Raw genomic sequence first — 11,762 nt, forward strand, 5'->3', positions numbered from 1 at the left:
GGCCGTATCATGAAATGAAATGACCCGTTCGATTGGCGATTTCCCGTGGTTTTCGGCGCTTTCCGGCGAACAGCGCCAGCGTCTCGACCGCCAGATCACCCGGCGCAGCTTCCAGCGCGGCGAACTGGTGATCGGGCGCGGCGATCCGACCCGAAGCGTCTATCTGGTGGCCAGCGGGCGAATCCTTGCGGTCCACTGGACCGAGCAGGGGCGCGAGATCGTCTATAACAGCATCGGCCCCGGCGAGGTCTTCGGCGAATTGTCGGCCATTGCCGGGCTGCCGCGCTCGCTGTCGCTCTATGCGCAAAGCCGCAGCGAGCTGCTGGAGCTGCCGGGCGACGTGCTGACCGAACTGATCGACACCGCCCCCTCGGTGCGGCGCGCGGTGCTGGTCGGGCTGGTCGAGCGGATCCGGGAGCTGACCGAGCGCGTCCATGACCTGACCTCGCTCAGCGTGCAGCAGCGGGTCCGGGCGCATCTGCTGCGCCTGGCGCTGGAATCGCAGGTGTTCCGGGCCGGCGGGCTGCTGAGGGACCCCCCGACCCATGCCGAGATCGGCAATTCCATCGGCGCCAATCGCGAAGCCGTCAGCCGTTGCCTGTCCGACCTGGCCCGCGCGGGCGTGCTCGAGTCCGGCCGCAAGTGGATCCGGCTGCTGCGGCCCGATGCGCTGCTGCCGGACTAGGCCCGCCCGGCGAAAGCGGCCTCAGACGGCCAGGAAACCGCCATCCACCGGCAGCACCGTGCCCGAGATCATCCGGCTGTCCTCGGAGAGCAGAAGGGCGATGCTTTCCGCGACCTCCCGGGCCTCGGCGAAGCGGTCCAGCGGGTGGCGCACCATCATCGGCTGGCTTTTGCCGGGATCCGACCAGGCCTCGGCGGCCAGTTCGGTCAGGGTGATCGTCGGCGCCACGCAATTGACGCGGATGCCGTGCGGGCCCAGCTCTTTCGCCAGAACGCGGCTCGCGCCCTCCAGCCCGGCCTTCGAGGCCGCATAGCACAGGTGATCGGGAAAGCCGCGATGGCCGGCGATCGAGGTGATGTTGACGATCGCCCCGCCGCCGCCCGCGGCGATGCGGGCGCGGGCGAATTCCTGGCAGGCGATCAGCGCGGCGCGCAGGTTGACGCCCAGCACGGCCTCATAGCCGGCCTCGGTCATCTCCAGCACGCTTTCCAGCACGTTGATGCCGGCGCTGTTGATCAGGAAATCGCAGGTCCCGGCCTCGGCCATGGCGGCGCGGGTCGCGGCCGGATCGGCCAGGTCGACCTGGATCGCGCGGCCGCCGATTTCCGCCCGCAGGCTGTCCAGGTCCGAGCGGGTGCGGCTGAGCGCGACGACCGATGCCCCGCGCGCGGCCATCAGCTGCGCGCAGGCCCGGCCGATGCCCTTGCCGGCGCCGGTGATGATGACGGATTTGCCCGAAAACTGCATATGTCCTCTCAGGATTGGATGGGGTCGGCCTGCAGCGGCGCCATGGCCTTGCGGATATCCCGCGCGGTGGCCTGCAGGGCCAGGAAGGCATCAAAGCGCGCATCCTGCAGGGCGCGGCTGGCCGGATCGGGGGCGCAGCTTGCCTTGATGCGCGACATGGCGGGCATGGCGGCGTGCAGGTCGGGATGGACCCCCGCCGCCACCGCGCCCAGCATGGCCGAGCCCAGCAGCACGGGTTCGGCGCATTCGGTGATCTCGACCGGCAGGCCGGTCGCATCGGCCAGCAGCTGGCGGGTCAGCGGATGCGCCCCCGCCCCGCCGCTGACGCTGATTGTCTCGACCGGGGCGCCATGCGCGGCCTGGGTCTCGATGATCTGCCGCAGCCCATAGCCCAGCCCGCAGATCCCCGCGACATAGAGCGCGACCAGCGAATCCGGCCCGGTCTCCATCCCCTGCCCCATGATGACGGCGCGGGCATGGGGGTCGGCGAAGGGCGCGCGGTTGCCCAGGAATTCCGGCACGACATGCAGATCCTCGGCCAGCCGCGCGGCCCGGCTGGCCGAGCCCGCCAGCTCCAGCGCCCGGTCGGCCAGCCATTGCGGCAGGCTCTTGCCGGCGGCCTCGGCAAGGGCGCTGGCGTCAGAGGTGGCGGGATGCAGCTGCACCAGCTGGTCGATGGCGGCGCCGGCGGCGGACTGGCCGCCCTCGTTCAGCCACATGCCGGGCACCATCGCGGAATAATAGGGGCCCCAGACGCCCGGCACGAAGGCCGGTTCCCGCGTCGTGGTCATCGTGCAGGAGGACGTGCCGAAGACATAGCCCAGGCAGGCGGTCGCGTCGCCCCCCGCCGCCACCGTGCCGATCCCGCCGGCATGGGCGTCGATCAGCCCCGCCGCCACCGCGATGCCCGGGCGCAGGCCCATGGCCTCGGCGGCGGCAGGGGTCAGCCCCGCCCCCAGCGCCGTGCCGGGATCGACCACGCGGGCGCCGATGCGGGCGAAATCCTGATCGGCCAGGTCGCCCAGCCCGATCTGGCGGAAATAGCCCGCGTCCCAGCGGCCCTCATGCGCCAGATAGGTCCATTTGCAGGTCACCGTGCAGGCCGAGCGTTCCAGCGCCCCGGTCGCCTTCCAGGTCAGGAAATCGGTCAGGTCGAAGAAATGCGCGGCCGAATCGTAGACCTCGGGCCGGTTCTCGCGCAGCCACAGAAGCTTCGGCGTCTCCATCTCGGGCGAGATGCGGGTGCCGACATATTTCAGCACCTCGTGGCCCTGGCGGTTGATCCGCGCGGCCTGATCGGTCGCGCGGTGATCCATCCAGACGATGATGTCGCGTTCAGGATGGGCGGGATCGCCGACCGGCAGCCCCGCGCCATCGGGGCCGACCACCACCAGCGAACAGGTGGCATCGAAGCCGATCCCCGCGACCCCGGCCGGATCGATCCCCGCGCCGGCCACCGCCTCGCGCACCGCGCCGCAGACCGCCTGCCAGACCTGCGCGCCGGACTGCTCGGCGATGATGCCGCCCTCGCGATGCATCCGCACCGGGCGCTTCGCCACCGCCAGCAGCGCGCCCGCGGGATCGAAGATCCCGGCGCGGGCCGAGCCGGTGCCGACATCGATGCCAATCAGATACTGGGCCATTGCGGTTCTCCCTTGGGGCGCGGTTCCTGCCTCAGACGCGGTCGAAATTGGTCGGCAGGACCAGCATGTCGCGGATCGTCACCGTCCGCTTGCGGGTCAGCATGTATTCGACCGCATCGGCGACCTCTTCCGGCTCGATCAGGCTGCCGGATTCCTTCGCCTTGCGCAAATTCTCCTCGGGCCAGTCGGCCAGCAGGGCCGAGACCACCGGGCCGGGCGAGACCTGCATGACGCGCACCCCGTGCGGGATCATCTGCCGGCGCATGGTCTGCACGAAACAGGTCATCGCCCATTTCGAGGCGGCATAGACCGGCTCCCACCAGGTCGGGAAATGCCCGGCGATGGAGCAGGTGACGACGATGTCGCCGGTCTTGCGCGCGCTCATGTGCGGCACGACCGCGTGGACGTTCTTCATCACCGCGTTGACGTTCAGGTTCAGCATCCGGTCGATCGCCTCGGGCGTCGTCTCGGTCAGGTCGCCGCCGATATAGGTGCCGGCATTGCAATAGAGGATGTCGATGTGATCGACCTTGGCCAGCACCTCGGGGACCATGGCGGCGCAGCTGTCGCCGTCCAGCAGGTCCGTCACCTGCGGGATCGCGCGCTCGCCCAGCTTCGCGGCCAGTTCGGCCAGCGCGGCCTCGTTGCGGTCCGCCATGACCACGGTGGCGCCGCGCGCCAGCAGCCGTTCGGTGGTGGCCAGCCCGATCCCCGAGGCCGCGCCGGTGATGACGGCGACCTTGCCGTCCAGCGATTCAGACATTGCGTTCTCCTGTCTTTCGAATGGGTTGGGCGGGGCTTATCGCCATTCGCGCCCGATATAGATGGCCAAGAGGATGATCGCCCCCTTGATGACGTCCTGCAGATAGGGGTTGATGCCCATCAGGTTCAGCCCGTTGTTCAGGATGCCCAAGAGCACCGCGCCGATCAGCGTGCCCAGGATCAGCCCGCGCCCGCCGGCGATGGCGGTGCCGCCAAGGACGACGGCGGCGATGGCGTCAAGCTCGAAGCCCACGCCGGCATTGGGCTGGCCGCTCATCAGCCGGCCGGTCAGGATGACGGCCGCGAAGGCCGAGGTCAGCCCCGAGATGCCGAAGACCACAAGCTTGACCCGCTGGGTCTTGACGCCGGACAGTTTCGCGGCGGTCTCGTTGCCGCCCAGGGCATAGACATGGCGGCCGAAGGGCGTGCGCTGCAACAGCACCCAGGCGATGGCATAGATCACCAGCATGATGATGACCGGCACCGGCACGACGCCGATGCGGCCGACGCCGAACCACGAGATCCAGCTCGGCAGGCCGCTGATCGGGTAGCCGCCGGAATAGATCAGCGCCAACCCGCGGGCCATGCCCATCGTGGCCAGCGTCACGATGATCGCGGGCATCCGCCCCCATGCGACCAGCGCGCCGTTCGCAAGCCCGATCACCGTGCCAAGGACAAGCCCCGCCAGCATCGCCAGCGGCGCGGGGATGCCTGAATTGACGATCAGCCCGGCAATGATGGTGCCGACCAGCGCCATGACCGCGCCGACCGACAGGTCGATGCCGCCGGTCAGGATCACGAAGGTCATGCCGACCGCCAGGATGCCCACGATCGAGACCTGGCGCAGCACGTTCAGGATATTGTTCAGGCTGAAGAAGTTGTCGCTGGCCAGCCCCATCAGGACCGACACCACGATCAGCCCGATCAGCGGCAGCGCCAAGGGCGAATGCAGCAGGCGGCCAAGCGTGAAGCCACCGGATTTCCCGGCCGCGCCGGTGTTTTCCTCATGCGACATGTTCAACTCTCCCGGTCGTGGCGTGGGTCATGATGGTTTCGGAATTGATGGCATCGCCCTCGACCGTGGCCACGATCCCGCCGGAACGGAACACGCAGACCCGGTCGGACATGCCGATCACCTCGGGCAGTTCGGACGAGATCATGATGATCGCCCCACCCTTCTCGGTGAAGGCGCGCATCAGCGCATAGATTTCCGCCTTGGCGCCGACATCGATGCCGCGTGTCGGCTCGTCGAAGATCAGCACCTGCATGTCGTGGTTCAGCCAGCGGGCGATGACGACCTTCTGCTGGTTGCCGCCCGACAGCGTGTCGACGCGGGCATGCGGCCCCTGCGCCTTGACGCGGACCTGCCCCATCGCGGTCCGGGTGCAGTCCAGCTCCTTTTTCAGGTCGATGAACCAGTGGCCCTTGCGATACTTGCCGTAATTGTTCAGCGACACGTTCTGCAGGATCGAGAAGCTGGTGATCAGCCCCTGTTCCTTGCGGCTTTCGGGCAGCAGGCCGATGCCGTGGGCCAGCCCCTCGTCGGGGCCGGCAAAGCGCGTCTCGACCCCGTCGACCTTCACCTTGCAGCGCGTGGCGGGGCCCGCGCCCAGCATGGCCAGCACGGTTTCCGTCCGGCCCGAGCCGACCAGCCCGGCAAAGCCCAGGATCTCGCCCTTGCGCAGCGCGAAGCGCGAGACGGGGCCGCCCCGCTTCAGCTGCACCTCCTCGACCTCGATCGCCAGCGGGGCGGCAGGATCGGGCGCGGGCTTGGGCGGGAAATTGTTCTCGATGCGGCGGCCGACCATCATCTCGACCAGCCGGTCGTTGTCGACCTCGGAGACCGCGCAGGAGCCGACGAAATCGCCGTCGCGCAGCACGGTGATGCGGTCGCAGATCTCGAAGATCTCCTCCAGGTGATGCGAGATGAAGACGATCGCCACGCCCTGCCGGCGCAATTCGCGCATGACCTTGAACAGATGCTCGACCTCGGACGGGGTCAGCGTCGCAGTGGGCTCGTCCAGCACCAGGATGCGCGCCTCCAGGGACAGCGCCTTGGCGATCTCGACGAATTGCTGCTCGGCCACGGACAGCCGGTTGATCGGCACGTCCAGAGGCACGTCCACGGCCAGCTGGCGCATGATCTGGCCGGCGCGGGCGCGCATCGCCTTGCGGTTCAAGAGGCCAAGCGGCCCCCGCATCTCGCGCGCCAGGAACATGTTCTCGACCGCGTCCAGATGCGGGATCAGGCTGAATTCCTGGAACACGATGCCGATCCCGGCCGCGATGGCCTGGTCGTAATCGGCAAAGTGGCGTTCGGTCCCGTCGATGCGGATCGTGCCGGCCGAGGGCTGCAGGATGCCGCAGAGGATCTTCATCAGCGTGGACTTGCCCGCGCCGTTCTCGCCCAGCAGCGCATGGACCTCGCCGGCGCGGACCTCCAGATCGACGCCGTGCAGCACCTCGATCTTGCCGAAGCTCTTTCTGATCCCGTTCAGTTCCAGCATGATGCCTCCTGACAGGTTGAGGGGGAAGGCGCGCCCCCGGACGGGGACGCGCGACGGATCGGCCTACCAGCTGAAATCGGCGGCGTTCTCGCTGTCCACGACCATGACGTCGATCGGCACCTCGCCGGGAACGACGCGCGCGCCCCATTTCTGCGCCAGCGCCATGGCCAGGCCGACGCGAACCTGGTCGCGAGGGAACTGCGCGGTGGTCTCGATGAAGGGGGTGCCGTCGGCGATGGCCTTGACCGCCTCGGGCGCGCCGTCGACCGAGGTCAGCTTGATGTCGCGCCCCGAGCCCTGGATCGCCGCCAGCGCACCCATCGCGCCGCCGTCATTGACCGAGAAGATCCCGGCCAGGTTCGGATGCGACTGGATCATGTTCTCGACCACGCCAAGCGCGACCGAGCGGTCCTGGCGGCCGTTCTGGGTGGTGACCAGGCTGATGCCCTCGAATTCCTCCAGCGCGGCCTTGCAGCCCTCGACGCGCTGCAGGATCGGCACGACCGGGATCCCGTCCAGGATCGCGACCTCGCCCTCGCCTCCCAGCGCCTCGGCCAGGTATTTGCAGGACATGTAGCCCGCGTCGCGGTTCTTCGATCCCACGAAGGTATCGACCGGGCCGTTCGCATTGGCATCCACGGCGACGACGATCACGTCCTGCGCCTTGGCGGCATGGACGGCGGCCTCGATCCCGGCGCTGTCGGTCGGGTTCAGCAGCAGGATGTCGATCCCCTGCTGCAGCATGTCCTCGACATCCGAGATCTGCTTGGCCACGTCATGGCCGGCATCGGTCACCACCACATCGGCGCCCAGATCGGCGGCGGCCTCGTTCAGGGCCTCCTGCATGGACACGAAATAGGGGTTGTTCAGCTCCTGAAAGGTCATGCCGATCTTCAGCTTGTCCTGCGCAAGCGCGGGCGCCGCGACCAGCGCAAGCGCCATGGCGGAAGCGGAAAGCAGGGTTTTCTTGGTCATCTGGGTCCTCCCATCGGGATCTGGGCAGGCAAAGCCTGCACGTTTCCGGACAGCGCCATGCCGCCCGAATTGGTGAAATGCGGTCTGTCGGGCGGGGTCAGTCGGCCATGACGAATTCCCGGTTGGCCGCGAAGGTGGCCCTGAACTGCGAGGGCGACATGCCCTTCAGGTTCAGGAAATGGCGGTTGAAGTTCGACAGGTTCGAGAAACCCACCTCGTAGCAGATCTCCGCGACCTTGGTGTCGGGATCGGTCAGCAGCATCTGGCAGGCCAGGTCGATGCGCAGCTGGTTGCGATAGCGCACCAGCGTGGTGCCGGCATGGCGCTTGAACGCGCGCGAGAACGCGCTCTGGCTCTGGCCGACCATCTGCGCAAGGTCGCTTTCCTCGACCTGCTCGGTCAGGTGTTCCTTCAGATAGGCGATGGCGCGGTTGATGCCGCTGTCGTTGATGCGCGTTAGGTCCAGCTGGAAGCTGAGGCTGGCCAGCACCTCGTGCTGACCCTCGGCCAGATGTTCCAGGATCTGCCAGAACAGCGCCAGCCGGCCCAGGCCCTGCGCCTCGATCAGCCGCTCGACCAGTGGGCGGACCCGCGCGCTGGTGGCGTCGTCGAACAGCAGCCCGCGGCGCGAGCGTTCCAGCAGCGGGCGGATCGCCGCCATTTCCGGCATCGCCGCCGCCGCGCCCGCGATGAAGCTTTCCGGGAACTGGATCACCAGCGACCGCAGCGGCACGGCCTCGTTCGGGCCGATATCGCTGATCCAGTTCTGCGGCAGGTTCGGGCCGGTCATGATCAGCTGTCCGGGGCCGAAATCGCCGACGAAATCGCCGATATAGAACTTGCCGCGGGTCGCGACGACCAGGTGGATCTCGTATTCGGGGTGATAGTGCCAGCGCACCGTGCGGAACGGATAGCCATGCATCCACGCGGCGAAGGATTCGCCCTTGCGGATATGGACCAGCTCCAGATCGGGTTGCATTTCCATCCTCTCCCCCGCGCCCGCTCCTCCGGGCACGCCTTCAGACATTTGTCCGAGGGTATGCCCGGACCCCGCGCAATTCCACATCATGGCAGGGAAATTACCGATACTTTTTTGACCGGCAACTGTCAGGAATGCAGAAGAATTCCGGGCAGGGATGGGACCTGCCGCGCCGCAAGGCAGAAAGCCGTCGCCGCGACGCAGCGGCGCCAGCCAGACATGACACGCAAATCCCCGGATTCGCTGCGGAATGCGCTTGGCCGTGCCCGTTCGCTCGGCAGAGGCCGGCGTTCATATGCGCCGCGATGGCGCTCATACTTTTCTGCAAGCGCGGCCGCCGGATCAGCATCGGACCGGCACGAACCATGCCGAGGGTCGCGCCATCCCGATCCACCCCATTCCGCCATGACGATCCGCCGCCTCCCCAGCAAATCGCAAGACGATTCGCCGCGCCGCTTTCATCTTGGCGAAAATATCCTCGGGGGGAGTCCCGCAGGGACGGGGGGCGGAAAGCCCCCCTTGCCCGCGCAAAAGCGGGCGCCCCTCAGCGCAGGATGTATTCCAGCACCTTCTCGGCCGCCTCTTCGGGCGACAGGTCCACCGTGCTGACCACGACCTCGGCCAGCTCGGGCTCCTCATAGGGGCTGTCGATGCCGGTGAAGTTCTTCAGCTGGCCCGAGCGCGCCTTGCGATACAGCCCCTTGACGTCGCGCTGTTCGGCGACCTCCAGCGGCGTGTTCACATAGACCTCGACGAATTCGCCCTCGGCCATCAGCTCGCGCACCATCCGCCGTTCCGACCGGAAGGGCGAGATGAAGGCGGTCAGCACGATCAGCCCGGCATCGGTCATCAGCCGCGCCACCTCGCCCACGCGGCGGATGTTTTCCACCCGGTCGGCATCGGTGAAGCCCAGGTCGCGGTTCAGCCCGTGGCGCACGTTGTCGCCGTCCAGAAGGAAGGTGTGCTTGCCCATGGCGTGCAGCTTCTTCTCGACGATATTGGCGATGGTCGACTTGCCCGAGCCCGACAGACCGGTGAACCAGACCACGCGGGCCTTCTGGTTCTTCAGCGCCGCATGGGCGTCGCGGTCGATGTCGACGGCCTGCCAATGGACGTTCTGGCTGCGGCGCAGGGCGAAATGGATCATCCCCGCCGCGACGGTCGCATTGCTCATCCGGTCGATCAGGATGAAGCCGCCCAGGTCGGGATTGGTCGCATAGGCCTCGAACGGGATCGGCCGGTCGGTCGAGATATTGACCACCCCGATCGCGTTCAGCCCCAGCGTCTTCGAGGCCAGATGCTCCAGCGTGTTGACGTTCACCTCGTATTTCGGCTCGGTCACGGTGGCGGTGACGGTCTGGGTGCCCAGCTTCAGCAGATAGGGACGGCCCGGCAGCATCTCGGCATCCGTCATCCAGACCAGCGTCGCCTCGAACTGGTCGGCGACCTCGCAGGGCTCGTCGGCCTGCACGATCACGTCGCCGCGCGAACAGTCGACCTCGTCCTCGAAGGTCAGCGTCACCGACTGGCCGGCGACGGCCTGGTCCAGGTTGCCGTCGAAGCTGACGATCGACTTGACCCGCGTGGTCTTGCCCGAGGGCAGCACCCGGATCGCCTCGCCCGGCCGCACCTGGCCCGCGCCGATCTGGCCGGCGAAGCCGCGGAAATCCAGGTTCGGCCGGTTCACCCATTGCACCGGCATGCGGAAGGCATAGTCCTGCATCACCGCGTCGTTCAGCGGCGCCTCTTCCAGATGGGCCAGCAGCGTCGGGCCCTGATACCAGGCCATGTTCGGGCTCTTCTCGACGATATTGTCGCCCTTCAGCCCGGAAATCGGGATCGGCAGGAAGCTGTCCATGCCGATCTGCTTGGCGAAATGCGAATAGTCGCTGACGATCTCGTAGAACCGCTCGGCCGAGTAGTCGACCAGGTCCATCTTGTTCACCGCCAGAACCACGTTCTTGATGCCCAGCAGGTTCACCAGATAGGAATGGCGCCGCGTCTGGGTCAGCACGCCCTGGCGCGCGTCGATCAGGATCACCGCCAGGTCGGCGGTCGAGGCGCCGGTGACCATGTTGCGGGTATATTGCTCGTGCCCCGGCGTGTCGGCGACGATGAACTTGCGCTTGTCGGTCGCGAAGAAGCGATAGGCCACGTCGATGGTGATGCCCTGCTCGCGCTCGGCGGCCAGGCCGTCGACCAGCAGCGCGAAGTCGATCTCGCCGCCCTGCGTGCCCGAGACCTTGGAATCGGCTTCCAGGCTGGCCAGCTGGTCCTCGAAGATCATCTTGCTGTCGTAAAGCAGCCGCCCGATCAGCGTTGACTTGCCGTCATCGACCGATCCGCAGGTGATGAAGCGCAGCATGGTCTTGTGCTGGTGCTTTTCCAGATAGGCGTCGATATCCTCGGCGATCAGCGCGTCCGCGACATAGACGGGGTCCTTTCCGGCGATGTTGGAATCGGCTTTCATCAGAAATACCCCTCTTGCTTCTTCTTCTCCATCGAGGCGGACTGATCGTGGTCGATCGCCCGGCCCTGGCGTTCGGACGTGGTGGTCAGCAGCATCTCCTGGATGACCTCGGGCAGGGTCCGGGCCTCGGATTCCACCGCGCCGGTCAGAGGATAGCAGCCAAGCGTGCGGAAGCGGACCGATTTCATCACCGGCTGTTCGCCGTCGCGCAGCCGGAAACGCTCGTCATCGACCATGATCAGCAGACCGTCGCGCTCGACCACCGGGCGCGGCTCCGAGAAATACAGCGGCACGATGTCGATGTTTTCCAGGTGGATATATTGCCAGATGTCCAGCTCGGTCCAGTTGGACAGCGGGAAGACCCGGATCGATTCGCCCTTGGCCTTGCGGGTATTGTAGAGCTTCCACAGCTCGGGGCGCTGGTCCTTGGGGTTCCAGTGGTGATTGGCGCTGCGGAAGGAAAAGATCCGCTCCTTGGCGCGCGACTTCTCCTCGTCGCGGCGGGCGCCGCCGAAGGCCACGTCGAAATTGTATTTCGTCAGCGCCTGCTTCAGCCCGTCGGTCTTCCACATGTCCGTATGCAGGCTGCCGTGGTCGAAGGGGTTGATGCCCTTTTCCACCGCCTCGGGGTTATGATGGACCAGAAGCTTCATCCCCGCCTGTTCGGCGGCGCGGTCGCGCAGCTCGTACATGGCGCGGAATTTCCATGTCGTGTCGACATGCAGCAGCGGGAAGGGCGGCGGCGCGGGGTAAAAGGCCTTCTTGGCCAGATGCAACATACAGGCCGAATCCTTGCCCACCGAATAGAGCATCACCGGATTTTCCGCCGCGGCCACCACTTCGCGCATGATGTGGATGCTTTCCGCTTCCAGTCGCTGCAGATGGGTCAGGGTCGCCGCGGAGAGTCCGGTCTGGCTGGCAACGTTAGTCGTCATGATCTGAAGGCCCTTGTTCTTGGCGCCGCCCTATTGGCAGATTTGCGCGCCAAGACCAA

General features: G+C 66.9%; 10 protein-coding genes. 1 reads left to right on the plus strand and 9 read right to left on the minus strand.

Annotated features, from left to right (window positions below):
* Positions 1-19 precede the first annotated feature (19 nt).
* Positions 20-685 (plus strand): Crp/Fnr family transcriptional regulator, encoded by a 666-nt coding sequence (locus C9E82_RS06910; RefSeq protein WP_119896313.1) that lies wholly within the window; start codon positions 20-22, stop codon positions 683-685.
* A gap of 21 nt (positions 686-706) precedes the next feature.
* On the opposite strand, the gene C9E82_RS06915 is transcribed toward C9E82_RS06910, so the two are convergent.
* The 9 genes from C9E82_RS06915 to cysD form a co-directional block, all read right to left on the minus strand.
* Positions 707-1,432 (minus strand): SDR family oxidoreductase, encoded by a 726-nt coding sequence (locus tag C9E82_RS06915; RefSeq protein WP_119896312.1) that lies wholly within the window; start codon positions 1,430-1,432, stop codon positions 707-709.
* Positions 1,433-1,440: 8 nt separating this feature from the next.
* Positions 1,441-3,075 (minus strand): FGGY-family carbohydrate kinase, encoded by a 1,635-nt coding sequence (locus tag C9E82_RS06920; protein ID WP_119896311.1) that lies wholly within the window; start codon positions 3,073-3,075, stop codon positions 1,441-1,443.
* A 31-nt stretch (positions 3,076-3,106) separates the two neighbouring features.
* Entirely contained in the window at positions 3,107-3,838 is a 732-nt protein-coding gene (locus C9E82_RS06925; protein ID WP_119896310.1) for an SDR family oxidoreductase, read from the minus strand.
* 36 nt (positions 3,839-3,874) lie between these two features.
* Complete coding sequence (locus C9E82_RS06930; protein ID WP_119896309.1) at positions 3,875-4,852, minus strand: ABC transporter permease; 978 nt, start codon at positions 4,850-4,852, stop codon at positions 3,875-3,877.
* Entirely contained in the window at positions 4,842-6,344 is a 1,503-nt protein-coding gene (locus C9E82_RS06935) for a sugar ABC transporter ATP-binding protein (protein WP_119896308.1), read from the minus strand. The genes C9E82_RS06930 and C9E82_RS06935 overlap by 11 nt, the downstream gene beginning before the upstream one ends.
* Before the next feature lie 63 nt (positions 6,345-6,407).
* Positions 6,408-7,319, minus strand: a complete 912-nt coding sequence (locus tag C9E82_RS06940; RefSeq protein WP_119896307.1) for an ABC transporter substrate-binding protein — start codon at positions 7,317-7,319, stop codon at positions 6,408-6,410.
* A 97-nt stretch (positions 7,320-7,416) separates the two neighbouring features.
* Complete coding sequence (locus C9E82_RS06945; protein WP_119896306.1) at positions 7,417-8,298, minus strand: AraC family transcriptional regulator; 882 nt, start codon at positions 8,296-8,298, stop codon at positions 7,417-7,419.
* 544 nt (positions 8,299-8,842) lie between these two features.
* Positions 8,843-10,768, minus strand: a complete 1,926-nt coding sequence (gene cysN, locus C9E82_RS06950; RefSeq protein ID WP_119896305.1) for a sulfate adenylyltransferase subunit CysN — start codon at positions 10,766-10,768, stop codon at positions 8,843-8,845.
* Positions 10,768-11,703: a sulfate adenylyltransferase subunit CysD gene (cysD, locus tag C9E82_RS06955; protein WP_119896304.1), complete on the minus strand. Its 936-nt coding sequence runs from the start codon at positions 11,701-11,703 to the stop codon at positions 10,768-10,770. Before cysD ends, cysN begins: the two co-directional genes overlap by 1 nt.
* Between the last annotated feature and the right edge of the window lie 59 nt (positions 11,704-11,762).

This window comes from Paracoccus sigandri (assembly GCF_003709565.1).
GTDB lineage: Bacteria > Pseudomonadota > Alphaproteobacteria > Rhodobacterales > Rhodobacteraceae > Paracoccus > Paracoccus siganidrum.

Bases quoted from the DNA above. Each gene is read 5' to 3' on its own strand.
- C9E82_RS06910 (WP_119896313.1), top strand. From the start codon at position 20: ATGACCCGTTCGATTGGCGATTTCCCGTGGTTTTCGGCGCTTTCCGGC.
- C9E82_RS06915 (WP_119896312.1), bottom strand. From the start codon at position 1,432: ATGCAGTTTTCGGGCAAATCCGTCATCATCACCGGCGCCGGCAAGGGC.
- C9E82_RS06920 (WP_119896311.1), bottom strand. From the start codon at position 3,075: ATGGCCCAGTATCTGATTGGCATCGATGTCGGCACCGGCTCGGCCCGC.
- C9E82_RS06925 (WP_119896310.1), bottom strand. From the start codon at position 3,838: ATGTCTGAATCGCTGGACGGCAAGGTCGCCGTCATCACCGGCGCGGCC.
- C9E82_RS06930 (WP_119896309.1), bottom strand. From the start codon at position 4,852: ATGTCGCATGAGGAAAACACCGGCGCGGCCGGGAAATCCGGTGGCTTC.
- C9E82_RS06935 (WP_119896308.1), bottom strand. From the start codon at position 6,344: ATGCTGGAACTGAACGGGATCAGAAAGAGCTTCGGCAAGATCGAGGTG.
- C9E82_RS06940 (WP_119896307.1), bottom strand. From the start codon at position 7,319: ATGACCAAGAAAACCCTGCTTTCCGCTTCCGCCATGGCGCTTGCGCTG.
- C9E82_RS06945 (WP_119896306.1), bottom strand. From the start codon at position 8,298: ATGCAACCCGATCTGGAGCTGGTCCATATCCGCAAGGGCGAATCCTTC.
- cysN (WP_119896305.1), bottom strand. From the start codon at position 10,768: ATGAAAGCCGATTCCAACATCGCCGGAAAGGACCCCGTCTATGTCGCG.
- cysD (WP_119896304.1), bottom strand. From the start codon at position 11,703: ATGACGACTAACGTTGCCAGCCAGACCGGACTCTCCGCGGCGACCCTG.